Genomic DNA, 26,875 nt, shown 5'->3' on the forward strand with positions numbered 1-26,875 from the left:
AAACGCTTAAAATATAAACCTACTAAATGATTTTTCAAGATAAATTAATTATTGCTATAGATTTTGATGGTACTATCGTAGAAGACGCATACCCAAGAGTTGGAAAAGCAAAAACGTTTGCTTTCGATACGATAAAACGTCTTCAACAAGATGGTCATCGCTTAATATTATGGACATACAGATGTGGTAAACCTTTAGAAGAAGCTGTCGCGTTTTGCAAAGACAACGGAGTAGAGTTTTACGCTGTAAATAGTAGTTTTCCTGAAGAAGAATTTGATGTTACAAAAAGTAGAAAAATTAATGCCGACATTTTTATAGATGATAGAAATGTTGGCGGATTTTTGGGTTGGGGAGAAATTTATCATTTATTATCAGACCCAAACTTCGATCCGAAAAGCATAGAAAAAAAGAGAGGTTTTTTGGCCTCTCTTTTTAAAAAATAATTTAGCCTCTTACTAATTTAAAATAGTCGCGGTCTATAGATTCTCTATGATCAGGATGCGCTATTTCTACTAAAGCTTTTGCGCGTTGTTGTATGGTTTTACCATATAAATTAGCCACACCATATTCTGTAACTACATAATGAATATGAGCACGGGTGGTAACAACTCCTGCACCAGAGTTTAATGAAGGTACAATTCTGCTAATCCCATTTTTAGTTACAGATGGCAATGCAATAATTGCTTTACCGCCTTCACTTAACGATGCGCCACGTATAAAGTCCATCTGTCCACCTACTCCAGAATACATGTCTGCACCAATTGAATCTGCACAAACTTGACCTGTAACATCTACTTCAATAGCAGAATTAATAGCTACCATACGCGGATTTTGTTTGATCACAGAAACATCGTTTACATAATCCGAACTTCTTAATTCAATATATGGATTGTCATTTACATAGTCATATAAACGTTGCGATCCCATTAAAAACGTAGCTAAAGCACGCCCTGGGTTTATACTTTTATAATTTCCGTTAATAACATCTTTCAAAATTAAATCAATCACACCATCAGAAAACATTTCTGTATGCAACCCTAAATCTTTATGGTTTCCTAATAACGATAATACAGCATTTGGAATGGTACCAATTCCCATTTGCAAAGTGCTTTTGTCTTCAATTAAATTGGCAACATAAGCCCCTATTTTATTTTCAGTTTCTGTAGGTTCAGGAATATCGTGTGTCGGCAAAGGTTCGTCACATTCAACAAAGCTGTTTATTTCAGAAATATGGATTATCCCATCTCCAAAGGTTCTTGGCATTTGTTTATTAACCTGTGCAATTACATAATCGGCATTATCTATTGCCGCTAAAGTGGCTTCAACAGAAACCCCAAGAGAACAGTAACCATGTATATCTGGAACAGAAACATGAATTAAGGCTACTTGCAAGTCTACTATATTACGTTTAAACAATAATGGAAGTTCGCTTAAAAACACAGGCGTATACGATCCATTTCCTGCTTTAATGGTATGTCTAATATTTTTCGCGATAAAGAATGAGTTTACATGAAAACTATCTTTAAAGTCAGGATTTGCATAAGGCGCTTGGCCTTCGGTATGTAAGTGACAGATTTCTACATTACGTAATTCATCATGGCGTTGTGTTAATGCGTTAATCAACAATTGTGGTACAGCTGCAGCTGCATGTAAATACACTCTGTCGTTAGATTCTATAACTTTTACAGCTTCGGCTGCACTTACGCATTTATACATCTTCTTTTTTTTTAAGAATGCAAAATACGACAATTTTAAAGGTTTAAAAACTGTTTAAAGTCATATTCCATTAAACAAATTAACTAGGTATTTTTAAGTATATTTGCACTTTATTTTTGGACATGATTATAGTAAAAACAAAAGAAGAGATCGAATTGATGCGCGAAAGTGCGCTTATCGTATCTAAAACACTAGGAGAATTAGCTAAAGCTGTAAAACCAGGTGTAACAACATTAGAGCTTGATAAACTTGCAGAAACATTTATACGCGACCACGGTGCCTATCCTGGCTTTTTGGGCATGTATGGATTTCCAAACTCGCTTTGCATGAGCCCTAATGAACAAGTTGTACACGGTATACCGAATGACAAACCTTTAGAAGAAGGCGATATTATCTCTATTGATTGTGGTGCTTTAAAAAATGATTTTTACGGTGATCATGCTTACACATTTGCTGTCGGTGAAATTGCTCCAGAAACTCAAAAATTACTCGATGTTACCAGAGCATCTATTTACGTAGGTTTACGCGAATTAAAAGTAGGTAAACGTGTTGGAGATGTTGGTTATGCCATCCAAAATTATTGTGAAGCACATGGCTATGGTGTGGTTAGAGAATTAGTAGGCCATGGTGTGGGAAGAAAAATGCATGAAGATCCTGAAATGCCAAACTATGGTAGACGAGGAAGAGGAAAGAAATTTGTTGAAGGTATGGTTGTAGCTATAGAACCTATGATTAATTTAGGAACTCAGCGTATTAAACAACACAGAGATGGTTGGACAATTACTACGTTAGATAAAAAACCTAGTGCTCACTTTGAACATGATGTGGCTATTGTAGATGGTAAAGCAGAATTACTTTCAACCTTTGCTTATGTACACCAAGCTTTAGGCATAGACACTAACGAAGAAGATGAATTTAGACAAAAGGCCTTAGTACTTTAATGAAAAAAGCCTTTAAATTGGTTTTAAACACCATCCCTAGACCATTACTTATTCGTTTAAGCTATGTTGTAAGGCCAATAATGGCTGCCGCTTTAAAAGGAAATACATTTATAGATCCTATAGATGGAAAAGGGTTTAAATCGTTTTTACCTTATGGTTATGGTACGCAACGCAATAATGTATTGTCTCCTTCTACCCTATCTTTAGAGCGACACAGATTATTATGGTTGTATTTAAAAAATGAAACAGATTTTTTTACTGCGCCTAAAAAAGTACTTCATTTTGCTCCAGAACAAGCTTTTTACAAACGTTTTAGAGCACTAAAAAATTTAGAATATACCACTACAGATTTACTTTCGCCTTTAGCTGATGTTAAAGCAGATATTTGTAATCTTCCGTTTGAAGACCAAAGTTTTGATGTGATATTATGTAACCACGTTTTAGAACATATTCCTGATGATACTAAAGCCATGCATGAGTTATATCGCATATTAAAACCAGGCGGCATGGGAATACTACAAATTCCGCAAGATTATACTAGAAAGATCACGTTTGAAGATGATTCGATAACAGATAAAAAAGAGCGTGCTAAAATATTTGGGCAATACGACCATGTGCGTGTATATGGCTTGGATTATTTTGATAAATTAAGAACTATTGGGTTTAAAGTTAATGCTGTAGATTATACCTCTAAATTTTCAGACTCCGAAATTTCTAAATACTGTTTAGCTAAAGGTGAACTAATACCTGTAGTATATAAATAAAATTCAACCATGACAACTCAAATTATTATAGCAACTGGAGCTTTTTTTGGAATGCTTGCTGTTATTTTTGGTGCTTTTGGCGCTCATGCTTTAAAAAAAATATTAACCGCAGATCAATTACAAAGTTTTGAAGTTGGTGTAAAGTATCAAATGTATCACGCTATAGTACTTGTAAGTATTGGCTTAGGTTTTAACACTAAAATTCCATCAGCAATATATTGGTGCTTTACGTTAGGGGTAATACTATTCTCGTTTAGTATTTACGGCTTGGTATTAACTGCTGCAAAAGGTAAAAAGATTAAAATCTTAGGTCCTATAACGCCTATAGGAGGTCTACTTTTAGTAAGCGGATGGGGATTACTACTATTACAAGTACTTTAATATTTAAGATATTATTCCGGAAAACCGTTTAAAGACAACGTTGCCAATTCCTGGTTTTCGTTTTCAAAGATTAAAAACACTTTAAACTCAGGTCTGTCTTTTAGAAACTCTTTTATACGCGCTATGCCCATCGTTTTAAAAGCGGTAGCGTACGCATCGGCTGTCATACAATCTTTTCCAATTACAGAAATACTCAATAGGTTTGTTTTACTAGGAAAGCCGGAATGTGTATCTATTATATGGGAAAATTTATTACCATCTGAATCGACCTTAAATTTTCTATACGTCCCAGAAGTAGCCATAGATTCATCTTTCAATTCAATAGCTCGAAGTAAAGATTGAGTACCATCAAAATGAGGCATTTCGACACCTACTTTCCACGGACTATCCTTTTCTTTGTTTATGCCTTTAGTTCTTATCTCTCCACCGATTTCAACCAAATAATTTTCGATATTTTGAGACTCTAAAAAACGTCCAATAACATCTACTCCATACCCTTTAGCAATGGCATTAAAATCTAAATACGTATTTGGATTTTCTTTAATGACTTTAAACTTATTTAAAGTCACTTTATCTAACCCAACACTTAGCTTTAAACTATCTATTTTAAGACTATCTAAGCCTATAATCTGCTTTTCCGGACCAAATGCCCACGCATTAACTAAAACCCCAATAGTAGGATCGAAAGCACCATCTGTATCTTTATATATTTGCTTAGATGCTTTAAAAACTTTTGCAAAATGTGAATCGATAAGGTTAGATGTATTTTTATTTAAACGAGATATGTCTGAATCTGGAATATAAGTAGACATGGAATTATTAATAACGGTAAACAAACTATCAAATTGTTTTTGATAGTTTACTCCTTGATCTGAATAATATTGTACAGCATAAGATGTTCCAAAAACAGGACCTGATAACTTAACATGTTCTATAGATTCGTTACAAGAACTAAAAGAAAAGAACAGTAAGATAAAACATAATGGAAATACTTTCATTTAATTTAAATGGGTTTCTATAATTTGAATACCATTGTATTCTATTAAATATTCTTCATTAAGATATATGGGAAGATCTTCTCCATTTGGATTGCTTAAACCCACACCGGCATATAAAACTTTAGCGTTATTACTCCGCGCGTGATCTTTAAAGGTTTCCATCCAAACTATATCGTAATTATTAGGGTTTTCAGGAAGCAAAACAGCTTTAACTAAAACAAAAAAATATTGTCCTTTTTTGTCAATACAAACAAACTGAGGGTGTCGTTGTAATTTACTATTAATCGCCACAAATTCAAAACCACGTTGTTCTAAATCTTTCCCAACATGATTCATGGCTAGATTGTGTAATTCTTGTGTTGATAGCGCTTTACTCATATAGCAAAATTACTATTAATATCTGTTTTCTACTAGAAATTAAAATCACTAATTTTTATTTTGACGCTTTTTTATGTAATTTAATTGAATAAAATGGTTTTTAAGATGACGACTAAACGATTTAACACGGCTATTAACAAATTATATCAAGCATTTCACGATAATACGCTACATCCTGAATGTTGTAAACAATGTGCAGTGGGTAATATTTTAGATCATAAAGAGGCTTGGAAACATTTATCCGATCATCATGGATCTACAGAATTGAATTATTTAGGGCAAGTACACCAAAATTTAGGAAGGCGTTTTAATGGCTATACACCTATGGAATTATTACAGATCGAATCTACATTTCTGGTAGCTTGTGGATACACTATACCTTTACATCATAAAAATAGTAAACCTAAAAACCCCACAGATAAAGATGTATTATTTAAAGGGCTATCGGCCGTAGTAAGCTACCTCTGTAAGTTAGATGGTATACCAGATGTTATGGATTGTGAAGCCTTATTTAAGTATGAAACTAAAAAGACTGTAATCTCTCAAGTTATATAATAAAAAAACCGACTCAAATGAGTCGGTTTTTTTATTATATAGATGGAGTTGATTAACCTCCAAAATCATCAAATCTGATATTTTCGTCATCTAAACCAAAATCTTCACCCATTTTCTGAACGGCTTTGTTCATTAATGGTGGTCCACAGAAATATAATTCTAAATCTTCTGGAGCATCATGTTTAGATAAATACTGATCTATTACTACTTGGTGAATAAATCCAGTAAATCCGTCTCCGTTTGGATCATCTACATCCGTTTTAACTTTCCAGTTATCTGCTTCAGTTGGATCTGATAATGCAATAAAGAATCTAAAGTTCGGGAAATCTTGCTCTAAAGCTCTAAAGTAATGGATGTAGAATAATTCTGCTTTAGAACGTCCACCGTACCAATATGTTACTTTTCTTCCTGTTTTTAAGGTTCTAAATAAGTGATAGATATGAGAACGCATTGGTGCCATACCTGCTCCACCACCAACATAAAGCATTTCTGCTTCAGATTCGTTGATAAAGAATTCACCGTAAGGTCCAGATATTGTTACTTTATCTCCAATCTTCTGATTAAAAATATAAGATGATGCAATACCAGGGTTAACATCCATCCAACCATTTTTAGCACGGTCGAAAGGAGGTGTAGCTACACGAACATTAAGCATAATTTTACGCCCTTCTGCAGGATAAGAAGCCATTGAGTAAGCTCTTTCTACAAGTTCATCATTTTTCATCACTAAAGGTCTTAAACCAAACTTATCCCAATCAGCCTCGAATTTATCTGGCTCACCTGGGTGATCTTGAGGGTGAGCAGAAATATCCATTTCAGAATATTTAATTTCACACTCAGGAATTTCAATTTGAATATATCCTCCTGCTTTGTAGTCCATATCTTCAGGGATTTCAACTACAAATTCTTTAATAAATGTGGCAACGTTATAGTTTGATACTACAGTCGCTTCCCATTTTTTAATACCAAATACTTCTTCTGGAATGGTAATTTCCATGTCTTGTTTCACTTTCACCTGACAAGATAAACGCGCACCATGTGCTAATTCTTTTCTTGTAAAGTGTGGTGTTTCTGTAGGCAGAGCTTCACCTCCACCAGAAAGCACGTGACATTCACATTGGATACACGTTCCTCCACCACCACAAGCTGATGGCAAAAATATTTTTTGAGCTCCTAAAGTAGATAATAAACTACCTCCTGAACTAACTTCTATTTCTCGTTCACCATTAATCTTAATCTTTACCGGACCAGATGGTGATAATTTTTGTTTCACGAACAATAATAAACTCACTAAAACTAAAGTAATAATTAAGAAAGCTACTACCGTTGCGAGTATTGTTCCTGTTGTACTTGCTGCTAAAATCGTCATAATCTCTTAGTTGATTTCTTTTGTATTATTCGCTAATTCTTTTTCGCTGTCTGGTGCAGAAACTCCAACTTTTACAGGGTCGCCTTCTTTAAGGCCTTCTTCATCACCACCAGTTAACATACCACCAAAACTCATAAATCCGATAGCCATTAACCCTGTAATGATAAACGTAATTCCTAATCCTCTTAATGCTGGTGGCACATTAGAATATCTAATTTTTTCACGAATAGCTGCAATAGCTAAAATCGCAAGAAACCATCCAATTCCTGAACCAACGCCGTATGTTGTCGCTAATCCTAGAGAAGGAATTTCACGAGATTGCATAAATAACGATCCTCCTAAAATGGCACAGTTTACAGCAATAAGCGGTAAGAAAATACCAAGTGAATTATATAAAGAAGGTGAAAATTTCTCTACAATTATTTCTACTAATTGTACCATAGTTGCAATGGTAGCAATAAATAAAATAAAAGATAAGAAGCTTAAATCGTAATCTGCATATTCTGCACCTAACCAACTTAAAGCACCTGGTTGAAGGATATATTGATCTAGTAACCAGTTTAAAGGTACCGTAATGGCAAGTACAAAGATAACTGCAGCACCAAGACCAACAGCAGTACTTACCTTTTTAGATACAGCAAGATAAGAACACATTCCTAAGAACGTAGCAAATACCATGTTATCTATAAATATTGACTTAAAAAATAATTCTATATGTTCCATATGTTTTAGTATTGAGTTTTGAGTAGTTAGTATTGTATAATTTTATACTTCTCTAACATCTCATTACTATTTTTTAATGATCTTCTATTAATGCTTTATTTCTGCTACGTTGTACCCAAATAATGATACCTACCACAATTAAAGCCATTGGTGATAATAACATGAATCCGTTATTTTCGTATCCTAAAGCATATAATCCTGTTTTCTCAATTGGATCTCCTAAAACTTTAAATCCTAATAATGTACCAGAACCTAATAATTCTCTAAAGAAACCTACCATAACTAAGATTAAACCATACCCTGCAGCATTACCAATACCGTCTAAAAACGATTTCCAAGGTCCGTTAGCTAAAGCGAATGCTTCAAAACGTCCCATAATAATACAGTTGGTAATAATTAATCCTACGAATACAGATAATGTTTTACTAAGCTCATAAGAGAATGCCTTTAAAACTTGATCTACTATAATAACTAGTGCGGCTACAACAACTAACTGCACAATGATTCTAATTTTTGAAGGAATAATGTTTCTCATTAGAGAGATTACAACATTTCCTATTGCTAGCACAGCCATTACTGATATAGCCATTACGATAGACGCTTTTAATTGCGCTGTAATTGCTAAAGCAGAACAAATCCCCAATACTTGAATAGTAATTGGGTTATTATCCATTAAAGGATCTGTGATTAATTTTGTGTCTTTTTTTGATAAAAGTGCCATAAATTAATTGTTTTTTAAGTTATCAAAATAAGGCTTATAAAGCTTTAAATCGCTTTTTAACATTGCTGTAACACCATCACCAGTAATTGTAGCTCCGGCAATAGCATCTACCTCATTATCTGTTTTATCTTCATTTTTAGGATCTGCATTAGATTTAGATACCGTAATACCTTTAAAATTACCTGCATCATCTAATAAATGCTCTCCAATAAAGTCATCCATAAAAAAACGTTCTTTTATGTTTGCCCCTAAACCTGGAGTTTCACCTTTATGATCGAAATAAGCACCTTGAACAACCATGTCTTTGTTTACTGAAACATAGCCCCAAATTGCATCCCAAAGTCCTTTTCCATATACTGGAATAACATAAAACGATTCACCGTCTTTTTCTCCTACAAATAAAGGTAAACGTCTTTTTGATGGATCTGAACTAGCTGCTGCTTTTTCTTTTTTAATATCCATTAAATACGCTTGATCATTTTCTTTGGCAGTCCCATTTTCAATGACAATTTGTTTTGTAATGTATTTTTCAAATAAGTCAGGTGCATCTTCTGTAGATACGAAAACAGCACTCCCTTCTGTATTATCATTAACACCCATAGCATACAAAATGTTTTGTTGCTTTTCTATACGCTGATTTTCTGCAATCCTAGGCTTTAATGATGATGCTGTAAAGGCTAATAAAGCACCTACAACAAAAACCATCACTATAGCGAATATAATGGTATATGAGTTTTTATCTGTTCTATTTTCCATTGTTAAGCCGTTTTAACTTTTAAACGTTTCATTCTTTTCTTCACATTACCTTGAATGATGTAATGATCAATAGTTGGTGCAAACACATTCATTAATAAAATGGCTAGCATAACACCTTCTGGATACGCTGGATTAAACACACGAATCATAATTGATAAGAATCCAATTAAGAATCCGTAAATCCATTTCCCTTTATTAGTTTGCGATGCTGTAACTGGGTCTGTTGCCATAAATACAACTCCAAAAGCAAAACCACCAATAATTAAATGATGCCAGAATTCAGTGCTCATTAAAGTGTAAAATTTACTTGTTTCTGTAATCCATCCAGAAGACACAACACCATTAAAAATTAAGCCCATTACTAAAGCTCCTACTACTGCAGAAAGCATTATTCTCCAACTTCCAATTTTCGTGAAAATTAAAAACAAAGCGCCTAATAAGATTAAGAGTGTAGATGTTTCTCCAACCGATCCAGGAATAAACCCAAAAAACATATCTGACAAAGAATAATCTATATGATGTCCTTGGGCAAGACTACCTAAAATAGTCTCTCCAGAAATGGCATCAACATTTGCTCCTGCCGCGATTTCTTTAGTACGCTCTACAGCACCGTGAACCCATACTTTATCTCCAGACATCCATGTTGGATATGCGAAGAATAAGAAAGCACGAATGGTTAAGGCTGGGTTTAAGATATTCATCCCAGTACCACCAAACACTTCTTTACCAATAACAACACCAAAGGCTACAGCTACTGCTAACATCCATAATGGAATATCGATTGGTACAATTAAAGGCACTAACATTCCTGTTACTAAGTATCCTTCTTCTACTTCGTGATTATTAATGGTTGCGAAAATAAATTCGATACCTAAACCAACACCGTAAGACACTATTACTAGAGGTAAAACTTTAATTAAACCAATATAAAATGCATCCCAAGACAAAAAGTCTACAGGAGCACCTAAGGCTGAAAAGTGTTGATATCCTGCATTAAACATTCCAAAGATTAAACAAGGCACCATGGCCATGATAACCGTATTCATGGTACGTTTTAAATCATCTGCAGCTTTTATATGAGTACCATTGTGAGTGGTTTCATTTGGTAAGTATAAGAACGTATGCAATGCATTAAACGCTGGCGCCATCTTGGTACCTTTATACTTTTCTTTTAAATTATGTAAATTACTTTTTAAACCCATGATTATCCTATTTCTTTAATCATTACATCCAAACCTTTTCTAATAATTTCCTGATGTGGCTGTTTAGATACACAAACAAATTCTGTTAAAGCAAAATCTTCAGGCGCAACTTCGTACATACCAAGAGCTTCCATTTCATCTAAATCTGTATACATACAAGACTTAAGAATTTGCATTGGAAAAATATCTAAAGGAAAAACCTCTTCATAATTACCCGTTAATACAAAAGCTCTGTGCTCTCCGTTAGTATTTGTATTTAAATCGTATTTTTTATTCGGACTTAACCAAGAGAAGGTTAAAGCTCTAGATGTAGAAATTTTATTAAACACAGGTTTATTCCATCCAAAAAACTCATAATCATCTCCTTCTGGAATTACAGTAATTAAGTTGCTGTAATAATCTAAATTTCCATCTGGTTTTACTTGTTTTCCTGATAAAACATTCCCTACAATAACACGGTTATTTTCTTTTTGATCGATACCGTTATCGTAAATTATGGTTGCAATTTCGCTAGCTACTTTAGTTTTAAAGTATCTTGGTTTTTTCACCACAGATCCAACTAAAGCGACAATACGTTCTGCATTAAATTTACCTGTTAATAATAATTCTCCAATAATAACAAGGTCTTGTGGATTAATAGTCCAAACCACTTCGCCTTTATTTACAGGATCAATTTTATTAATTTGAGTTCCCACATTCCCTACAGGATGTGGTCCAGATAATTTGTGAAGAGAAACTCCTGACAACCCTGCAAGAGGGGAATTGGATCCGTTTTTAACAGACACATGAACTTGTCCTGAAGTTAATTTCCCTAAAGCAGTTACTGCAGCTTGTAATTCTGCTTCTTTACCTTGAAGAGCAAAATCTAAGTCTACTGCTAAAGGTGCGCTATCGTAACCTGAAACAAATATAGCTTTTGGCTGTTTTGTTGGGTTTGCAATAACATCGTATGGTCGTTGTTTAATAAACGGCCAACACCCTGTTGCTTGTAAGTATGAACTTAAAGCTTCAGCAGTTGCAGAATTTACATTAATTTTTTCGTTTTCCAGATAGCTTTGTTCTTTATCTGCTTGAATTTTAATTGCTAAAATCTTACGTTTTTCACCACGTAAAATATCAACAACTTCTCCTGAAACAGGCGAAACAAATTGAACATTTTCATTGGATTTATCATAAAACACAGGGCTACCCGCTTTTACTTTATCTCCAACTCTTGCAACTAATTTTGGAATAACTCCGTGGAAGTCCTCAGGCCTTAAGGTGTAGGTATTGCTTATTACAGCACTTTCTAAAGCCTTTTCAGCTTCACCTTTGAGTTTAATGTCTAGACCTTTTGTAATCTTAATGTCGTTTGACATATTTATAAATCTATGTATTAATAATAGTTATACTGATTTCAATGCTGATACGATTGAAAAATCCGAGCAAATTTAAGAATAAAAAGATAAAATAGTTCGATTTACTGCATATCTTATTTATTTATAACTGTTCTAAATAAAAAACAAATCAAGCTTTTAATTTTCCTTATATTTACCTCAATAAATGTACAAAAATGAAGATTAATTCAATTTTTTATCTGGCACTATTTTTTATACAAGGTATTTGCTTTGCACAAGTAGCACAAGAAACAGCTCCACCAGACTACATAAAAACCATAACTTTTAAAGGAGATACAGATATAAGTGTGCTACCAATTATAGTATTAGGAGACGAATTACAACTAGAATTTGATGTACTTAACGGCAATGAAGACGACTTTTATTACTCAATAGAATATTTTAATTACGATTGGACACCTACCACATTAATGCGCTCTGAATATATTGACGGTTTTGACAAGCAACGTATTACTGCTTACGACAATTCTTTTAACACCTATCAGATTTATTCACATTACACCTTTTCTGTCCCTAACGAACAAGTACGCAGTTTAAAAGTATCCGGAAATTATATGATTAAAGTGTACGACGAAAGTGAAGAACTTATGTTTTCTAGAAAGTTTATGGTAAACGAAGGCGGAGCCAATGTTGGTGTAAGTATAAAAATATCTAGAGACGTAAAATTTTTAAACGAAAATCAAACAGTAGACATTACTATTAATTCAAGTTCTATTCAATTTAACAACCCCTTAGAAAGGGTAAAAACAGTTATCGTTCAAAATAACAATTTAAATTCCGCTATAAAAAACATAAAACCCAAGTACACCATGGGTCAAGATTTAATTTACAGATACAATAAGGAAACAACTTTTGGTGGCGGGAACGAATATCATTATTTTGAAAACAAAGATATCCGTACAGCAAATAGCGGTGTAAATTTCGTAGACTTACACGACCTTTACAATACATACCTATACACTAATGTACCCCAAAGAAATGCACCGTATACGTATAACCCAGATATAAACGGGAATTTTGTGGTTAATAATATTGATGCAACAGATCCCAATATTGAAGCCGATTACGCCTGGGTACATTTTTCTTTAAAACTAGACCAACTACCTCCAAACAAATCGGTTCACGTGTATGGTAACTTTAACAATTACGCCGTAAACGAAAGCACTAAAATGCTATATAATTATGAAAAAGGCATTTACGAAGTCCCTATGTTATTAAAGCAAGGATTTTACAATTACAAGTTTGTAACTTTAAACGATAACGGCTACGTAGATGAAAATGACATTAGCGGAAACTATTACCAAACAGAGAATGATTACAAGGTTATTGTTTACTACAGAGATCTTGGCGGACGGTACGACAAAATTATTGGAATTGGAGAAGCAAACTCTACAAACATTTCAAATTAGCCTCAATTAAATGAATTACTTTTAGGTGCGTTACGTTAAAAAAAAGCACCTACTCAATTAAATTTGTATTTTTGCACAATAAACTCACGCTTTACCAATTACACATATGGTACAACAAGTAACAAGAGGGATAAAAATCTCGGTAGAAACATCATTCGAAGGCACATTATACAAAAACTATAATATGCAATACGCTTTTGGATACAAGATCACTATCGAAAACAATAGTAAAGATGCCGTACAACTATACGCCAGACATTGGGAAATTCTTGATGCCTTAAGCAGTCTTGAAGTTGTTTCTGGCGAGGGTGTTGTAGGTTTAAAACCTGTACTTATGCCTGGTGAGTCTCACACGTATAAATCTGGATGCATGCTTACATCTCCATTCGGAGCCATGTCTGGATATTATAACATGATTAATTTAAATAATTCCAACACGTTTAAAGTCGCAATTCCTAGTTTTAAACTTAGCGCTCCATTCGCGATCAATTAACATTAATTTTCTTACAATATTTAAAATTTTATCAATCCTTCAATCCTACACTTTCATAATTTAAAATAGTCTAATTTTTAACGGGTTTTTAGGAATTTATCGCACCAATATTCCCATTAAAAAATGGTAACTTTGTTTAAATCTAAACAAATTTAAACTCAAAAGGATTATGGGAAAAGGATTTTTCAATACACCAATTGCCATTAACGAACCTGTTAGAAGTTATGCGCCTGGATCTCCAGAACGCGAAGCTGTTCAAGCAGCTTACCAAGAACTTTTTAATAGCAAAGTTGATGTACCTTTATATATTAATGGGAAAGATGTAAAAACTGGAAACACCAGAACAATGTCTCCGCCTCACGACCACAAACATAGTGTTGGTCAATATCATTTAGCAGAAAAATCGCATGTAGAAGATGCTATCGCTACAGCACTTGAAGCGAGAAAAGCCTGGTCACAAATGCCATGGGAACACCGTGCTGGAATTTTCTTAAAAGCTGCAGAACTTATTCAAGGACCATACCGCGACAGAATCAATGCAGCAACCATGATCGCGCAATCTAAAACCATACACCAAGCGGAAATTGACTCGGCTTGCGAATTGATAGATTTCTTACGTTTTAATGTACAATACATGACAGACATCTATAATGAACAACCAGAAAGCACAAGCGATGCTTGGAACAAAATAGAATATAGACCTCTAGAAGGATTTACATATGCAGTAACACCATTTAACTTTACAGCAATTGCAGGAAACTTACCTGCTTGTATGGCATTAATGGGTAATGTTGTGGTTTGGAAGCCAAGTGATAGCCAAGTATTTTCTGCAAAGGTAATTATGGATGTTTTTGAAGATGCTGGTGTACCTCCAGGAGTTATAAACGTTGTTTTTGGTGACGCAGAAATGATTACAGACGTGGTATTATCTAGTCCGGATTTCTCAGGATTACATTTTACAGGATCTACCTATGTCTTTAAAGAGCTTTGGAAAAAAATTGGGAACAACATTCACAACTACAAAACGTATCCAAGAATTGTAGGAGAAACTGGTGGAAAAGATTTTATTGTGGCTCACAAAACAGCAAAACCAAAACAAGTAGCTACTGCTATTGTTAGAGGTGCTTTCGAATTCCAAGGTCAGAAATGTAGTGCTGCCTCACGTGCTTATATCTCAGAAAGTATTTGGGACGAAGTAAAAGACTACGTTATTGAAGATGTAAAATCATTTAAACAAGGATCTCCAGAAGATTTTAGCAATTTTGTTACAGCTGTTATTCACGAAGGGTCTTTCGACAAATTAGCGAAATATATAGATCAAGCTAAAACAGACGATGATGCTGAAATTATTGTTGGTGGAGGTTACGATAAAAGCAAAGGGTACTTTATAGAACCTACCGTTATTCTAACTACAAATCCGAAGTATACTACAATGAGTACGGAGTTATTTGGACCTGTAATGACTATTTACGTATTCAAAGATGATGCCTATAGCGAAACATTAAAATTAGTAGACGAAACTAGCGAATACGGCTTAACTGGAGCTATTTTAGCACAAGACCGTTATGCTGTTATCGAGGCTACTACAGCCTTACAAAATGCTGCAGGAAACTTTTATATAAACGACAAACCTACAGGTGCCGTTGTGGGTATGCAACCGTTTGGTGGTGCAAGAGCTTCGGGAACAAACGACAAAGCAGGAAGTGCACAAAACTTATTACGATGGATTTCTCCACGCATGATAAAAGAAACATTTGTAACCCCTACAGACTACCGTTACCCGTTTTTAGGAGAATAATAATTAAAGTATAGTATAATATTAAAAAGTCTGTCTGCATTTTAGACAGGCTTTTTTGTTCACCTTATTTGTTAGTCACTATTAAAAATAGTTACTTCGTTATTACAATTAATCGATACCCTATGAAAATTTTTCTCTCCCTTTTAAGTCTTATTTTGATAACAAGTTGCAACACGAATAAATCTGTAACAAAAAATTCAGAAGACAGCTTTCCATTTTATATTGGAACCTACACCAATAAAGATAGCAAAGGCATTTATAAATACGCGCTCAATGCCGATGGAAGCTTTACTAATCACGGATTAAAGGCCATTACAGAAAACCCATCGTTTTTAACGCTTAGTGCTGACAAAAAAAATCTTATAGCTGCGAACGAAATAGATATTAACAACTCTGGAGCCATCACCTCTTTTGCAATAGCAAATGACTCTTTAATTTTAAATAACACCATCACTTCTGGCGGGGCAAATCCGTGTTTTGTAGCGACTAACTCAGATAATTATGTATTAACTGCAAACTATTCTAGCGGCACAGTAGGACTACTTCATTTAAAAAAAGATGGTACGTTAAGCGATTTATTAGCAACACAAACACATATTGGAAAAGGTTCTACGAGCAGACAAGAAGCTCCTCATGCCCATTCGGCTTGGTTCGAACCTAATAGCAAAACTATTATTTCGGTTGATTTAGGAACAAACCAACTTTGGTTTTCTCAAATCGACACTAAAACAAATACATTACAACCTACAGAACCTTTGCTTTTAACTATGGCTGAAGGTGCAGGACCTAGACATTTATCATTTCATCCAAATTCAAAATGGATTTATGTTTTAAATGAATTAAATAATACAGTAACCCGGATTGAAAAATCATCTAATAAAGACTACCTCGTCAAAGAAAGTATATCTACACTTCCTTCAGACTATAAAGAAGAAAGCACTAGTGCAGATATTCATATTTCAGATGATGGTGCATTTCTGTACACCTCCAATCGAGGACATAACAGTATTGCTATGTTCAAAGTCGACAAAACTAACGGGGCTTTATCTCTTATAGATTACGAATCGACGCACGGAAAAGATCCTAGAAACTTCTCCTTATCACCTTCAAATGATTTTATAGTGGTAGCGAATCAAAATTCAGACAACCTCGTATCATTTAAAAGGGATAAAAAAACAGGTACATTACAATTTGTAGATGAAACGACTGCGCCAACACCGGTTTGCATATTATTTGAATAATTCTAAGCCAAACCCTATTGCAAGCTAGTCGATTTTAATTATTTTTACGGTACTTTTTATTTAAGTCATTTCAGAACAAACTACTCGATTTAACTCTTAATAAAACCTAGAGATACTTCGTTTTAAACCAACATCTTTCACCTATGAAAACGTTTCTTTCAATTTTATGCTTAGGCCTAGTTTTAAGCTGTAATTCTAAAAAATCTACTCCAGAAGACACACAAAATACAAGCTTTCCTTTTTATGTAGGAACTTATACTAATGCAGACAGTAAAGGAATTTATAAATATGAATTACATGAAGATGGAACATTTTCTGATTTGGGATTACAAGCCTCTACAGAAAGCCCATCGTATTTAAGCTTTTCTGCAGATAAAAAACAACTTATTGCTGCCAATAAAAAAGATCCATATCAAGGGACAATAACCGCTTTTGAGATTAGCGCAGATTCATTAAAATTTAACAATGAAATGTTTTCTGGCGGAATGAATCCGTGTTTTTTAACCACGAATGCAGATAATCAAATTCTTGTTGCAAATTACGGAAGCGGAACACTAACACATCTTCAATTAAAAGACGATGGATTTTTAAGCACAAAAATAGACGTTAAAAAACACACTGGAAAAGGAAGCACATCTAGACAAGAAGGTCCGCATGCACATTCCGCCTACTATATTCCAAACAGTGAAGACATTGTAGCTTTGGACTTAGGCACTAACGGCCTATGGTTTTACACATTAAATAAAAGTACAAATAAGTTAGTCCTTCATCCTGAAAAAACCTTAGTTATGGCCGAAGGCGCTGGCCCTAGACATTTAACATTTCACCCCAATAACAAATGGATTTATGTTTTAAATGAATTAAACAATACCGTAACTAAAATTGAAAGGCTTACTGATGGAGGTTACGAAATAAAAGAAAGCACGACTAGTTTACCAGAAGGTTACACAGAAAATGCTTACGCAGCAGATATTCACATCTCTACAGACGGAAAATTTCTCTACGCTTCTAATCGCGGTCCTAACACTATAGCTATTTTTAAAGTTGATGCCAATACAGGTGAGTTAACAACCATGGGTTTTGAACCAACAAAAGGAGAAACACCACGAAATTTTTCTTTATCACCGGATGACAACTTCTTAGTGGTAGCACATAGAAATTCAGATAATTTAACATCGTTTAAAAGAGACGCAACTACGGGATTACTAACTTTTGTTGATGAAATTAAGGCACCAACACCATCATGTATTTTGTTTGAATAATTAGCCTCGGTTCTTTATAGGAAGATGCACAATTTTTTTAGTATCGAAAAAATCTTCATCAAAATACGTCTTTAAATCGTAGATAGAAATGGTCTTATAACCCTGAAGTTCTTCAGTTAAATCGCCACCTTTAAGGTAAATGATTCCATTTTTTAAATCGTTCTGCTGTGTTTTAGCTATTTTACCTTTGGTCCAATGCACAAAAGTTGGCATGGCAGCTACGGCGCGACTTACAATAAAATCGTAGGTATCATCAATCTCTTCAACGCGACTATGCGTCACTTTTACATTGGTTAACTCTAAGCCTTCAACAACTTCAGAAACTACTTTTAGTTTTTTAGCAATACTATCAACTAAATGAAACGAACATTCTGGAAACATAATCGCTAAAGGAATCCCAGGAAATCCTCCTCCGGTACCTACATCCATTAACTTGGTCCCATCTTTAAATGAAACTAATTTGGCTATTCCCAACGAATGCAAGACATGGCGCAAGTACAATTCGTCTATATCTTTCCTAGAGACAACATTAATTTTTAAATTCCAATCTTGATATAAGGCCTCTAATTTTTGAAACTTAGAAATCTGGTCGTCTGTTAAATTTGGGAAGTACTTTAAAATAAGGTCCATTTCATTTAATTTTTGGCAAAAATATACATTTTGCCAACATTTTTTTATGATTTAAATAATAAGTTACGATGCTTTATTATTTATATTTGTCCAAAATAGCAACCTCCTAATTTAGTTGTTGTTAAATAATTATTTTATGACTAATCAAGTATTATCGTTTTCACGTAAAGATCCAGCTAAGTTTTTTAGAACCCTGAACAAACGTGTAAACGAATATTTTAAAGAAAACAATGTTAAACGAACTGGTAACTGGAAATTATGGGTTAAAACCATAATCATGTTTACCATATTTTTAGCGCCTTACTTTTTAATTTTAACGACAAACATCCCACAATGGGCACAATTTCTATTAACTATAGTTATGGGAATTGGAATGGCTGGCGTTGGAATGAATGTAATGCACGACGGAAATCACGGAGCCTTCTCTAACAAAGATTGGGTAAACCGTTTAATGGGAAGTAGTATTTACATCCTTGCAGGAAATGTATATAACTGGCAAGTACAACATAATGTATTACACCATACATACACAAATATTCACGGACATGACGAAGATTTAGAAGCAGGACGCGTATTGCGTTTTTCTAGACATTCTGAATGGAAATGGCACCATAAATTTCAACATTACTACTCGGTATTATTATACGGTTTATTAACGATTAATTGGGCGATTACTACAGACTGGAAACAGATGAGAAGTTACATGAAACGTAAACTATCTTATGGAAAATTCCCAAGTAAAACGGCAAATTATAGCAAATTAGTAATTTCTAAACTTATTTATATTAGCATCTGGATTGTGTTACCTATGGTAATTTTAGATTTAGCATGGTGGAAAATTTTACTAGGATTTTTTATTATGCACTACACTGCAGGTCTTATTTTAAGTGTCGTTTTCCAATTAGCACATGTTATGGAAGAAGCAGAGATGCCACTTCCTGAACAAGATGGAACAATGAAAAACACTTGGGCAATTCACCAACTAAAAACTACAGTTAATTTTGGAGCCAAAAGCACAATTATTAATTGGTATACCGGAGGTTTGAATCACCAAGTAGAACATCATATTTTTCCTCATATTAGCCACATTCACTATTCTAAAATTTCTAAAATAGTAAAAGAAACGGCTTTAGAATTTAATTTACCTTACAACGAATATAAAACGACCCGTAAAGCAATCGCGGCACATTTTAACTATCTGCGCGAAATGGGTATGGAACCTACAGCTTTACAATCTTAACTATTAATTAAATGAATCCACTTTCTGACAGAATTACAAGTCTGCCTGCATCAGCTACATTAGCAATGGCAGCAAAAGCACGCGAATTAAAAACTCAAGGTATTGATATTATCGGATTAAGTTTAGGAGAACCAGACTTTAACACACCTGATTATATTAAAGACGCGGCTATTCAAGCTATAAACGACAATTACAATTCATATTCACCAGTAGATGGTTATGTTGAATTAAAAGAAGCGGTTATCACTAAATTTAAACGTGATAACAACTTAACCTATACACCTGCACAGATCGTAGTATCTACAGGAGCGAAACAATCTATTGCCAATGTTGCACAAGTATTGTTAAACCCAGGAGACGAAGTATTATTACCTGCTCCTTACTGGGTAAGTTATTCTGCTATTGCAACGTTGTGTGAAGCTACTTTTAAAGAAATCCCTTCTTCTATTGAAGACGATTTTAAAATTACACCAGCACAGTTAGAAGCTGCTATTTCTCCTAAAACGAAAATGGTATTTTTTAACTCACCTAACAACCCAAGCGGAACGATTTACACAGAAGCTGAATATCGTGCTTTAGCTGAAGTTTTAGAAAAATATCCAAACATCTATATTCTTTCAGACGAAATTTACGAGCACATTAACTACGGTACAAAACACTTTAGTTTTGCTGCTATTCCAAGCATGTACGACCGCACTATTACAGTGAATGGTGTTGCAAAAGCATTTGCCATGACAGGTTGGAGAATTGGATATATTGGAGCACCAGATTGGATTGCTAAAGCATGTACAAAAATGCAAGGACAGATTACTTCTGGAACAAACTGTATTGCACAACAAGCAACTATCACAGCTTTAAACGAATCGCCAGAACGCATCCAGTTCATGGTAGATGAATTTAAAGTTAGACGTGATTTAATCTTAGATTTATTAAACGATATCGACGGATTTAAAACAAATATACCTGATGGTGCGTTTTATGTATTCCCTAATGTTTCTGCATTTTTCGGAAAAACCTTAAGAGGAAAAACAATAAACAACGCTACAGATTTCTCTCTTTACTTACTAGAAGAAGCCCACGTGGCTACAGTGACAGGAGAAGCTTTCGGAAACTCTAACTGTATCCGTATCTCTTACGCTGCGTCTCAAGACACTATTATTGAAGCTCTAAAACGTATTAAAGAAGCTGTAACTGCTTAATAATACGTTCATAATTATTGAAAAAGCCACTATTTTGAGATAGTGGCTTTTTTATGCAAAATAATAAAGCACACTTATTAAAACAGTCAAAAAAGCTATTAATATAATTACTCGTTTATAGAAAACTTGACTATTTTCTTTTTGAAGTTTACGCTTTATCTTACTCAATTCATAAGCATTAGCATTTGGTGTTTTAAATTCAACTGGATTGTTACGATTTGAATAGCCTCCCATATTATCTTTTAAAGACTTCCTTTTATTCAATAATTTCTTATTGTTCTTTAAAGATGTTATCATTGCTTGTGTTGCGCCTCCAAAACTCATCTAATGCTATTTAAAATTGTAATACAAAATAAGAAATTACTTCAACATGAGAATATAAACTAATCAATATACTTTTAAAATATTTAAATAAACCTAACGATTCCGCCAAAAGAAAGGCGTCAATAACACTAAGACAGTAAAGAGCTCTAAACGCCCAATAAGCATTAAGAAACTACACCACCACTTACCAAAAGCAGGTAGAGCAGCGTAATTGGTAACTGGACCAAAATTACCCAAGGCAGGACCAACGTTTCCTAAACTAGAAGCTGATAACCCTACAGCCGATTCAAAGTTAATCCCCAACATAGAAAATACTAAAGCTCCAATTATAAAGGATAACATATATAATATAAAAAAGGCTAACACATTAAATACAATCTCTCCAGAAACCGCTTTGTTATTATAACGTACAGGTAAAACAGCATTTGGGTGAAGCGATCTTTTAAATTCTATGAACCCATTTTTAATCATTATCAAATGGCGCACCACTTTTACACCTCCAGATGTACTTCCTGCTGAACCACCTAAGAACATAATTCCGAAGAAAAACACAACGAGAAAGTGTGTCCATAAAGTATAATCTGCAGACACAAACCCTGTAGTTGTAATTATAGATAATACTTGAAACAATGCATGTCTAAATGCACTTTCTGCTTGTCCCCAAACCATAGGATGTGTTATAGTAGACATCCCTAAGTCTGCTCTAAAATAAATAATTAAAGCAACTATAATGGTAAAAATGGCAATAAAAGCAGTATACAATTTAAACTCTTCATCTTTTATAATCTTTTGTACTTTACCTTTAAACGCAAAATAACTAAGAACAAAATTGGCGCCGGCTAAATACATAAACAGAATAATAATATACTGTATAATAGGCTGATGATTCCAATATGCTACACTTGCATTTTTAGTAGAAAACCCACCTGTAGACAAAGTCGCTAAAGCATGATTTATAGCGTCGAAGAATGTCATTCCTGCAGCCCATAATAATAAGGTTTCGGCAATGGTATATCCAAAATAAATTAGCCATAAACGTTTAGCGGTATCTGTAATTCTTGGGTGTAATTTATCTCCACTTGGTCCTGGAGCTTCTGCTGCAAATAATTGCATCCCTCCTATACCTAATAACGGAAGTATTGCAATTGCCAATACAATAATCCCCATACCTCCTATCCAATGCGTTAAACTTCTCCAGAATAATACACCATGCGGAATAATTTCAATATCATGTAAAATAGACGACCCTGTTGTGGTATAACCAGACATGGTTTCAAAAAAAGCATCTGTAAAATTAGGAATACTTTGGGTTATAATATAAGGCAGTGTACCAGACAACGTCATAACCAACCAACCAAATGTTACAATAATATACCCTTCTCGTTTATTTATTTCTTTTTTATGATCTCGAGTATTATACATTACAATAGCTCCTAAAGCAATGGGGATAAATCCTGAAATAAATAATTCAAGGATTACACCATCATCATAAAAAAAACTCACAATAGTAGACAACAATATAAACCCACCATTGAACAACAATAGAGACCCTAAGAAAAAGAAAATAATTTTATGGTTCAATTTCATATACTATAAGAAGAGTTTTTCTACTTGCTTAATAGATTGAGGCAAACAACACACAACAACACGATCGCCTTGAGAGATTCTAAAATCACCCAATGCAATAATACCATTGTCGTCTCTAATAATTCCACCAATAATTGCTGAGCGCGGAAAATCTATATCTTTTATTAATTTATCACAAATTACCGATTTTGATTTCACTTTAAATTCCAACAACTCTGCATGCATATTGTTTAGCTTAGTCATAGCTACAACATCCCCTTTTCTAATATATCTAAAAATGTTATTCGCTGCTAGAAGCTTTTTATTTATAAGCGTATCGATACCTATAGATTGAGATAATTCAAAATAATCCATATTCTCAACCAAGGCAATTGTTTTTCTTACACCCTTAGACTTCGCTACCAAACAAGACATGATATTAGTTTCCGAATTCCCTGTTACAGCAATAAAAGCATCCATATCGCTAAGATTTTCTTCTTCTAACAAATCTACATGACGACCATCGCCGTTAATCACTAATACTTTAGGTAATTCGTCGGCAAGATCGAAAGCGCGGTCTTTATCTTTTTCTATTAATTTTACTCGTGTAGATAGATTGCTTAAATCGCGTGCTGCTTTAAAACCGATTTTACTTCCTCCTAAAATCATAACATGCTTAACCTCGGTATGCATTTTACCCGTGAGTTTACAAAGCTCTTCAGCACCACCTTCTGCCGTGATAAACACAACGTTATCCCCTTGTTTAAAAACGGTATCTCCTCTTGGAATAATAGTATACTGTGTACCAAAACGTTGTATGGCTATGGGTACAAAACGGATTTCCGGAAAAATTTGTGCTGCTTCTTTTACGGTTTTACCCACAAAAGTCATTCTGCTAGATAAATTTAAACCTACCATGGTTAATGCGCCATCTTCAAACTCGTAACTATCGTTAAAAGCAGACTGATCCAGTAGCAATTTAATTTCTGAAGCCGCTAAAGCTTCTGGAGAAATCAATTCATCAATTCCGAATTTAGTAAATCCAACTTCATCTTTATGATTTATAAATTCTGTATTAGAAATTCGTGCAATGGTCTTCTTTGCACCAAGTTGCTTTGCTAAAACACAAACCGTAATATTTGTAGTTTCAGAAGACGTTACAGCTATAACAAGATCACTCTCAGATACTCGCGCATCTTTTAAAATAGAAATAGAAGTAGAATCTCCTTTAATTACTTTAATATCTAAATGTGTATCGGCATAATTTAAGCTCTCCTTATTGACATCAATTAATGTTATTTCTTGAGCTTCATAAGATAAAAGTTTTGCTAAATGAAATCCAACTTCACCAGCCCCTGCTATGATAATTTTCATGTGTAGTCTATCGTAAAAAGTAAAACAAATATAGTTGAATTTATAATTTAAGTAGACTTTTGCAATTAATATAATTATTTCTACCCAAGTTTCTTAATACATGCTTAAAAACTTATATTTGCTTAAAATTTTTTGATTTGACAAAAGTAAATCCATATAAAGACAGCGACTTAGGTAAAAAAGAACAAGTCACTAAAATGTTTGATAATATTTCTGGAACTTACGACGACTTAAACCGTGTAATTTCTTTTGGTATAGACATTAAATGGCGTAAAAAAGTAGTCGCTTTGGTTAAGAATACTAACCCTAATTCTATTTTAGACATAGCAACAGGGACAGGTGATTTAGCCATAAATTTAGCTGAAACTAATGCTGAAAAAATCACAGGATTAGATATTAGTCCTGGTATGCTTGATGTTGGAAAACAAAAAGTAAATGCAAAACACTTAGAAGGTACAATTGAAATGATTTTGGGTGACTCTGAAAACATGCCTTTTGAAGACAATACCTTTGATGCTATTACAGTTGCCTTTGGAGTACGAAATTTTGAGACTTTAGAAAAAGGGCTTGCAGAAATTCTTCGTGTGTTAAAACCAAATGGTATTTTTGTCATTTTAGAAACTTCAGTTCCTGTAAAAACACCATTTAAACAAGGATATAAATTGTACACTAATAATATTATGCCGGTTATTGGTAAATTGTTTTCTAAGGACAAAAGTGCTTATAAATATTTAAGCGATTCTGCAGCTGTTTTTCCTCATGGTGAAGCTTTGAACAATATTTTAAAGAAAATTGGGTTTATTAATGTTGAAGCATTCCCTCAAACCTTTGGAGTTGCAACTATATATACATCATCTAAACAGTAATATGAGAAAACTTATTGTAGTCTTATTTTTAACTCTAATTTCGCAAACCTCTTTTGCACAGTTATTTAGCAAAGAAAAAATTCTTAACAACGAAAACTTTGATAAGGACCGTTTTAGCTATGGTTACTTTTTAGGTTTCAATAATTACGGATTTGATTTTGAATATGAAGATGGTAAAGATGAACCACAGATTCAAGTAGAAAAAGGAATAGGTTTTAGTGTAGGGCTTTTAGGAAATATGAGAATTAACGATTATTTCGATTTACGTTTTGAACCTGGACTATATATAACAAACAGAGATTTAACATTCCCGGAAGAATATTTTACAGATCTTGGGTACACTTATGATGATAGCGATCTTAAAAGAGAAGTAAAATCAACATACATACACTTGCCTCTTATAGTTAAGTTCTCTTCTAAACGTATAAATAATTTTAAACCATTTATTACAGGAGGCGTGTCTATGTCTTTAAATTTAAACAGTAACGAAAACAATACTCAAGACAATCATAATGGTCAGTTTAGAATGACAAAAAACACCTATTATTACGAATTTGGTTTTGGTATAGATTTATACTTACAATACTTTAAATTCACACCATCTATACGCGGTGTATTTGCATTAAATGATGAGTTAGTTCGTGATGATCCGAATGAAGGTCCTAGTCCATGGACAGACAATATTGCAAGTATGAAATCTCAAGGTTTATTCATAAACTTTACTTTTCAGTAAGCGTACGGCGTTTAAATTCACTTAACAATATAGACGTTGCAGTCGCTACATTTAAGCTTTCTGTTGCTCTAAGTGCTCCAAATCTAGGTATCGCTATTTTTTCTGTAATTAAAGCTTCAATAGAGTTAGAGACTCCATTAGCTTCGTTACCCATAACTAGAATACCAGAATTTAAAAGTGCATTGTGGGTATATACATTTTTACCATCCATAAAAGCACCATATACAGGAACATTTACATCGTTAATAAATGCTTCTAAATCTATATAATTAATATTTACACGGGTAATAGATCCCATTGTAGCTTGTACCACTTTAGGGTTAAAACAATCTACAGTTCCTTTATTACAAATTAAATCTCGAACTCCAAACCAGTCACATAAACGAATAATAGTTCCTAAATTCCCTGGATCTCTAACATCATCTAAAGCCACACACATTTGAGTTAAATCTATAGGATTTGATTTCGGAATTTCAAAAACGGCAAGTGCTTTATTAGGCGTGGTTAAAAAACTAATACGCTTTAAATCGGCTTCAGAAATAAGCGTTTCTAAATCCGTTTCAATATTAAAAAGCTCTGTGGTGTATAAATGTTTCAGTTTTAAGTTAGATTCAAGCAATTCTTTAATTGTCTTAATTCCCTCAGCAACAAACACATTCGATTCTGTTCTATGCTTTTTTAGTTTTAATTTATTAATTAATTTTATTTGATTTTTTGATAACATTCAAATAATGTATTTTTGATTTTATAAGCGACTTATTATCTAAGCTTTAATTAGTAGTGCAAACATAAAACAAGTCTTTTAAACGTTTTTAATTCCTAGAATATACTTGAAACAA

General features: G+C 33.7%; 28 protein-coding genes. 14 read left to right on the top strand and 14 right to left on the bottom strand.

Features of this window, described 5'->3' with window-relative positions; all coding sequences use genetic code 11:
• Positions 1-26 precede the first annotated feature (26 nt).
• Positions 27-443: a BT0820 family HAD-type phosphatase gene (locus AST99_RS06710; RefSeq protein ID WP_057780505.1), complete on the top strand. Its 417-nt coding sequence runs from the start codon at positions 27-29 to the stop codon at positions 441-443.
• Between the two features lies 1 nt (position 444).
• Here AST99_RS06710 and AST99_RS06715 read toward each other — a convergent pair whose 3' ends face one another.
• Positions 445-1,716, bottom strand: coding sequence for an acetyl-CoA hydrolase/transferase family protein (locus AST99_RS06715; RefSeq protein ID WP_057780507.1), 1,272 nt, complete (start codon positions 1,714-1,716; stop codon positions 445-447).
• Between the two features lie 122 nt (positions 1,717-1,838).
• On the opposite strand from AST99_RS06715, the gene map reads away from it, so the two are divergent.
• Genes map through AST99_RS06730 form a run of 3 tightly spaced genes read left to right on the top strand, consistent with a single transcriptional unit; the run spans position 1,839 to position 3,802 of the window.
• Entirely contained in the window at positions 1,839-2,657 is an 819-nt protein-coding gene (gene map / locus AST99_RS06720; RefSeq protein WP_057780509.1) for a type I methionyl aminopeptidase, read from the top strand.
• Positions 2,657-3,421 carry a class I SAM-dependent methyltransferase gene (locus AST99_RS06725; protein ID WP_057780510.1) on the top strand — a complete coding sequence of 255 codons (765 nt, stop codon included), beginning with the start codon at positions 2,657-2,659 and terminating at the stop codon, positions 3,419-3,421. Before map ends, AST99_RS06725 begins: the two co-directional genes overlap by 1 nt.
• A gap of 9 nt (positions 3,422-3,430) precedes the next feature.
• On the top strand, positions 3,431-3,802 hold the full coding sequence (locus tag AST99_RS06730; RefSeq protein WP_057780513.1) for a DUF423 domain-containing protein: 372 nt from the start codon (positions 3,431-3,433) through the stop codon (positions 3,800-3,802).
• Between the two features lie 11 nt (positions 3,803-3,813).
• Here the strand turns inward: AST99_RS06730 and AST99_RS06735 are convergent, their stop codons facing one another.
• Together AST99_RS06735 and AST99_RS06740 are read right to left on the bottom strand one after the other, a co-directional pair.
• Positions 3,814-4,800 (bottom strand): FAD:protein FMN transferase, encoded by a 987-nt coding sequence (locus AST99_RS06735; protein ID WP_057780515.1) that lies wholly within the window; start codon positions 4,798-4,800, stop codon positions 3,814-3,816.
• Complete coding sequence (locus AST99_RS06740) at positions 4,801-5,178, bottom strand: hypothetical protein (RefSeq protein WP_057780516.1); 378 nt, start codon at positions 5,176-5,178, stop codon at positions 4,801-4,803.
• A 105-nt stretch (positions 5,179-5,283) separates the two neighbouring features.
• Between AST99_RS06740 and AST99_RS06745 the strand changes: the two genes are divergently transcribed.
• Positions 5,284-5,733 (top strand): hypothetical protein, encoded by a 450-nt coding sequence (locus AST99_RS06745; protein WP_057780518.1) that lies wholly within the window; start codon positions 5,284-5,286, stop codon positions 5,731-5,733.
• Positions 5,734-5,785: 52 nt separating this feature from the next.
• On the opposite strand, the gene nqrF is transcribed toward AST99_RS06745, so the two are convergent.
• The 6 genes from nqrF to AST99_RS06775 all read right to left on the bottom strand — a co-directional run bounded on the left by nqrF (position 5,786) and on the right by AST99_RS06775 (position 11,862).
• Positions 5,786-7,102 (bottom strand): NADH:ubiquinone reductase (Na(+)-transporting) subunit F, encoded by a 1,317-nt coding sequence (nqrF, locus tag AST99_RS06750; RefSeq protein ID WP_057780520.1) that lies wholly within the window; start codon positions 7,100-7,102, stop codon positions 5,786-5,788.
• A gap of 6 nt (positions 7,103-7,108) precedes the next feature.
• Positions 7,109-7,825, bottom strand: coding sequence for an NADH:ubiquinone reductase (Na(+)-transporting) subunit E (gene nqrE, locus AST99_RS06755; protein ID WP_083495618.1), 717 nt, complete (start codon positions 7,823-7,825; stop codon positions 7,109-7,111).
• Between the two features lie 73 nt (positions 7,826-7,898).
• Positions 7,899-8,546, bottom strand: a complete 648-nt coding sequence (locus AST99_RS06760) for an NADH:ubiquinone reductase (Na(+)-transporting) subunit D (protein ID WP_057780524.1) — start codon at positions 8,544-8,546, stop codon at positions 7,899-7,901.
• A gap of 3 nt (positions 8,547-8,549) precedes the next feature.
• Entirely contained in the window at positions 8,550-9,302 is a 753-nt protein-coding gene (locus tag AST99_RS06765) for a Na(+)-translocating NADH-quinone reductase subunit C (RefSeq protein WP_057780526.1), read from the bottom strand.
• Positions 9,303-9,304: 2 nt separating this feature from the next.
• Positions 9,305-10,504: an NADH:ubiquinone reductase (Na(+)-transporting) subunit B gene (locus tag AST99_RS06770; RefSeq protein WP_057780528.1), complete on the bottom strand. Its 1,200-nt coding sequence runs from the start codon at positions 10,502-10,504 to the stop codon at positions 9,305-9,307.
• A gap of 2 nt (positions 10,505-10,506) precedes the next feature.
• On the bottom strand, positions 10,507-11,862 hold the full coding sequence (locus AST99_RS06775; RefSeq protein WP_057780530.1) for a Na(+)-translocating NADH-quinone reductase subunit A: 1,356 nt from the start codon (positions 11,860-11,862) through the stop codon (positions 10,507-10,509).
• Between the two features lie 194 nt (positions 11,863-12,056).
• On the opposite strand from AST99_RS06775, the gene AST99_RS06780 reads away from it, so the two are divergent.
• The 5 genes from AST99_RS06780 to AST99_RS06800 all read left to right on the top strand — a co-directional run bounded on the left by AST99_RS06780 (position 12,057) and on the right by AST99_RS06800 (position 18,104).
• Positions 12,057-13,310: a type IX secretion system plug protein gene (locus AST99_RS06780; RefSeq protein ID WP_057780532.1), complete on the top strand. Its 1,254-nt coding sequence runs from the start codon at positions 12,057-12,059 to the stop codon at positions 13,308-13,310.
• A gap of 106 nt (positions 13,311-13,416) precedes the next feature.
• Positions 13,417-13,803: a Co2+/Mg2+ efflux protein ApaG gene (gene apaG / locus AST99_RS06785; protein ID WP_057780534.1), complete on the top strand. Its 387-nt coding sequence runs from the start codon at positions 13,417-13,419 to the stop codon at positions 13,801-13,803.
• Positions 13,804-13,972: 169 nt separating this feature from the next.
• Complete coding sequence (pruA, locus tag AST99_RS06790) at positions 13,973-15,601, top strand: L-glutamate gamma-semialdehyde dehydrogenase (protein ID WP_057780536.1); 1,629 nt, start codon at positions 13,973-13,975, stop codon at positions 15,599-15,601.
• A 122-nt stretch (positions 15,602-15,723) separates the two neighbouring features.
• Positions 15,724-16,842 carry a lactonase family protein gene (locus AST99_RS06795; protein WP_057780538.1) on the top strand — a complete coding sequence of 373 codons (1,119 nt, stop codon included), beginning with the start codon at positions 15,724-15,726 and terminating at the stop codon, positions 16,840-16,842.
• 143 nt (positions 16,843-16,985) lie between these two features.
• Positions 16,986-18,104 (top strand): lactonase family protein, encoded by a 1,119-nt coding sequence (locus AST99_RS06800; RefSeq protein WP_057780540.1) that lies wholly within the window; start codon positions 16,986-16,988, stop codon positions 18,102-18,104.
• On the opposite strand, the gene rsmG is transcribed toward AST99_RS06800, so the two are convergent.
• On the bottom strand, positions 18,105-18,734 hold the full coding sequence (gene rsmG / locus AST99_RS06805; RefSeq protein WP_057780543.1) for a 16S rRNA (guanine(527)-N(7))-methyltransferase RsmG: 630 nt from the start codon (positions 18,732-18,734) through the stop codon (positions 18,105-18,107).
• 136 nt (positions 18,735-18,870) lie between these two features.
• On the opposite strand from rsmG, the gene AST99_RS06810 reads away from it, so the two are divergent.
• Together AST99_RS06810 and AST99_RS06815 are read left to right on the top strand one after the other, a co-directional pair.
• Entirely contained in the window at positions 18,871-19,974 is a 1,104-nt protein-coding gene (locus AST99_RS06810; protein ID WP_057780546.1) for a fatty acid desaturase family protein, read from the top strand.
• Between the two features lie 11 nt (positions 19,975-19,985).
• Positions 19,986-21,173, top strand: coding sequence for a pyridoxal phosphate-dependent aminotransferase (locus tag AST99_RS06815; RefSeq protein WP_198151419.1), 1,188 nt, complete (start codon positions 19,986-19,988; stop codon positions 21,171-21,173).
• Between the two features lie 51 nt (positions 21,174-21,224).
• Here AST99_RS06815 and AST99_RS06820 read toward each other — a convergent pair whose 3' ends face one another.
• From AST99_RS06820 to trkA, 3 genes are all read right to left on the bottom strand, one after another.
• Complete coding sequence (locus AST99_RS06820; RefSeq protein WP_057780549.1) at positions 21,225-21,497, bottom strand: hypothetical protein; 273 nt, start codon at positions 21,495-21,497, stop codon at positions 21,225-21,227.
• Positions 21,498-21,590: 93 nt separating this feature from the next.
• The gene (locus tag AST99_RS06825) at positions 21,591-23,084 is read right to left on the bottom strand and encodes a TrkH family potassium uptake protein (RefSeq protein WP_057780551.1); all 1,494 of its coding nucleotides are present in this window, start codon (positions 23,082-23,084) and stop codon (positions 21,591-21,593) included.
• 3 nt (positions 23,085-23,087) lie between these two features.
• Positions 23,088-24,437 (bottom strand): Trk system potassium transporter TrkA, encoded by a 1,350-nt coding sequence (trkA, locus tag AST99_RS06830; protein WP_057780556.1) that lies wholly within the window; start codon positions 24,435-24,437, stop codon positions 23,088-23,090.
• A 137-nt stretch (positions 24,438-24,574) separates the two neighbouring features.
• On the opposite strand from trkA, the gene ubiE reads away from it, so the two are divergent.
• Complete coding sequence (gene ubiE / locus AST99_RS06835; RefSeq protein ID WP_057780559.1) at positions 24,575-25,303, top strand: bifunctional demethylmenaquinone methyltransferase/2-methoxy-6-polyprenyl-1,4-benzoquinol methylase UbiE; 729 nt, start codon at positions 24,575-24,577, stop codon at positions 25,301-25,303.
• 1 nt (position 25,304) lies between these two features.
• Positions 25,305-26,036 carry a type IX secretion/gliding motility protein PorT/SprT gene (gene porT / locus AST99_RS06840; RefSeq protein ID WP_057780562.1) on the top strand — a complete coding sequence of 244 codons (732 nt, stop codon included), beginning with the start codon at positions 25,305-25,307 and terminating at the stop codon, positions 26,034-26,036.
• Here porT and AST99_RS06845 read toward each other — a convergent pair.
• A complete protein-coding gene (locus AST99_RS06845; RefSeq protein WP_057780564.1) occupies positions 26,023-26,760 on the bottom strand; it encodes an RNA methyltransferase in 738 nt (245 codons plus the stop codon). The two genes, porT and AST99_RS06845, sit on opposite strands and share 14 nt — an antisense overlap.
• Positions 26,761-26,875 lie beyond the last annotated feature (115 nt).

The organism is Formosa algae, from assembly GCF_001439665.1.
Lineage (GTDB): Bacteria > Bacteroidota > Bacteroidia > Flavobacteriales > Flavobacteriaceae > Formosa > Formosa algae.

Coding starts and splice junctions, on each gene's coding strand:
- AST99_RS06710 (WP_057780505.1), top strand. CDS start 27: ATGATTTTTCAAGATAAATTAATTATTGCTATAGATTTTGATGGTACT.
- AST99_RS06715 (WP_057780507.1), bottom strand. CDS start 1,716: ATGTATAAATGCGTAAGTGCAGCCGAAGCTGTAAAAGTTATAGAATCT.
- map (WP_057780509.1), top strand. CDS start 1,839: ATGATTATAGTAAAAACAAAAGAAGAGATCGAATTGATGCGCGAAAGT.
- AST99_RS06725 (WP_057780510.1), top strand. CDS start 2,657: ATGAAAAAAGCCTTTAAATTGGTTTTAAACACCATCCCTAGACCATTA.
- AST99_RS06730 (WP_057780513.1), top strand. CDS start 3,431: ATGACAACTCAAATTATTATAGCAACTGGAGCTTTTTTTGGAATGCTT.
- AST99_RS06735 (WP_057780515.1), bottom strand. CDS start 4,800: ATGAAAGTATTTCCATTATGTTTTATCTTACTGTTCTTTTCTTTTAGT.
- AST99_RS06740 (WP_057780516.1), bottom strand. CDS start 5,178: ATGAGTAAAGCGCTATCAACACAAGAATTACACAATCTAGCCATGAAT.
- AST99_RS06745 (WP_057780518.1), top strand. CDS start 5,284: ATGACGACTAAACGATTTAACACGGCTATTAACAAATTATATCAAGCA.
- nqrF (WP_057780520.1), bottom strand. CDS start 7,102: ATGACGATTTTAGCAGCAAGTACAACAGGAACAATACTCGCAACGGTA.
- nqrE (WP_083495618.1), bottom strand. CDS start 7,825: ATGGAACATATAGAATTATTTTTTAAGTCAATATTTATAGATAACATG.
- AST99_RS06760 (WP_057780524.1), bottom strand. CDS start 8,546: ATGGCACTTTTATCAAAAAAAGACACAAAATTAATCACAGATCCTTTA.
- AST99_RS06765 (WP_057780526.1), bottom strand. CDS start 9,302: ATGGAAAATAGAACAGATAAAAACTCATATACCATTATATTCGCTATA.
- AST99_RS06770 (WP_057780528.1), bottom strand. CDS start 10,504: ATGGGTTTAAAAAGTAATTTACATAATTTAAAAGAAAAGTATAAAGGT.
- AST99_RS06775 (WP_057780530.1), bottom strand. CDS start 11,862: ATGTCAAACGACATTAAGATTACAAAAGGTCTAGACATTAAACTCAAA.
- AST99_RS06780 (WP_057780532.1), top strand. CDS start 12,057: ATGAAGATTAATTCAATTTTTTATCTGGCACTATTTTTTATACAAGGT.
- apaG (WP_057780534.1), top strand. CDS start 13,417: ATGGTACAACAAGTAACAAGAGGGATAAAAATCTCGGTAGAAACATCA.
- pruA (WP_057780536.1), top strand. CDS start 13,973: ATGGGAAAAGGATTTTTCAATACACCAATTGCCATTAACGAACCTGTT.
- AST99_RS06795 (WP_057780538.1), top strand. CDS start 15,724: ATGAAAATTTTTCTCTCCCTTTTAAGTCTTATTTTGATAACAAGTTGC.
- AST99_RS06800 (WP_057780540.1), top strand. CDS start 16,986: ATGAAAACGTTTCTTTCAATTTTATGCTTAGGCCTAGTTTTAAGCTGT.
- rsmG (WP_057780543.1), bottom strand. CDS start 18,734: ATGGACCTTATTTTAAAGTACTTCCCAAATTTAACAGACGACCAGATT.
- AST99_RS06810 (WP_057780546.1), top strand. CDS start 18,871: ATGACTAATCAAGTATTATCGTTTTCACGTAAAGATCCAGCTAAGTTT.
- AST99_RS06815 (WP_198151419.1), top strand. CDS start 19,986: ATGAATCCACTTTCTGACAGAATTACAAGTCTGCCTGCATCAGCTACA.
- AST99_RS06820 (WP_057780549.1), bottom strand. CDS start 21,497: ATGAGTTTTGGAGGCGCAACACAAGCAATGATAACATCTTTAAAGAAC.
- AST99_RS06825 (WP_057780551.1), bottom strand. CDS start 23,084: ATGAAATTGAACCATAAAATTATTTTCTTTTTCTTAGGGTCTCTATTG.
- trkA (WP_057780556.1), bottom strand. CDS start 24,437: ATGAAAATTATCATAGCAGGGGCTGGTGAAGTTGGATTTCATTTAGCA.
- porT (WP_057780562.1), top strand. CDS start 25,305: ATGAGAAAACTTATTGTAGTCTTATTTTTAACTCTAATTTCGCAAACC.
- AST99_RS06845 (WP_057780564.1), bottom strand. CDS start 26,760: ATGTTATCAAAAAATCAAATAAAATTAATTAATAAATTAAAACTAAAA.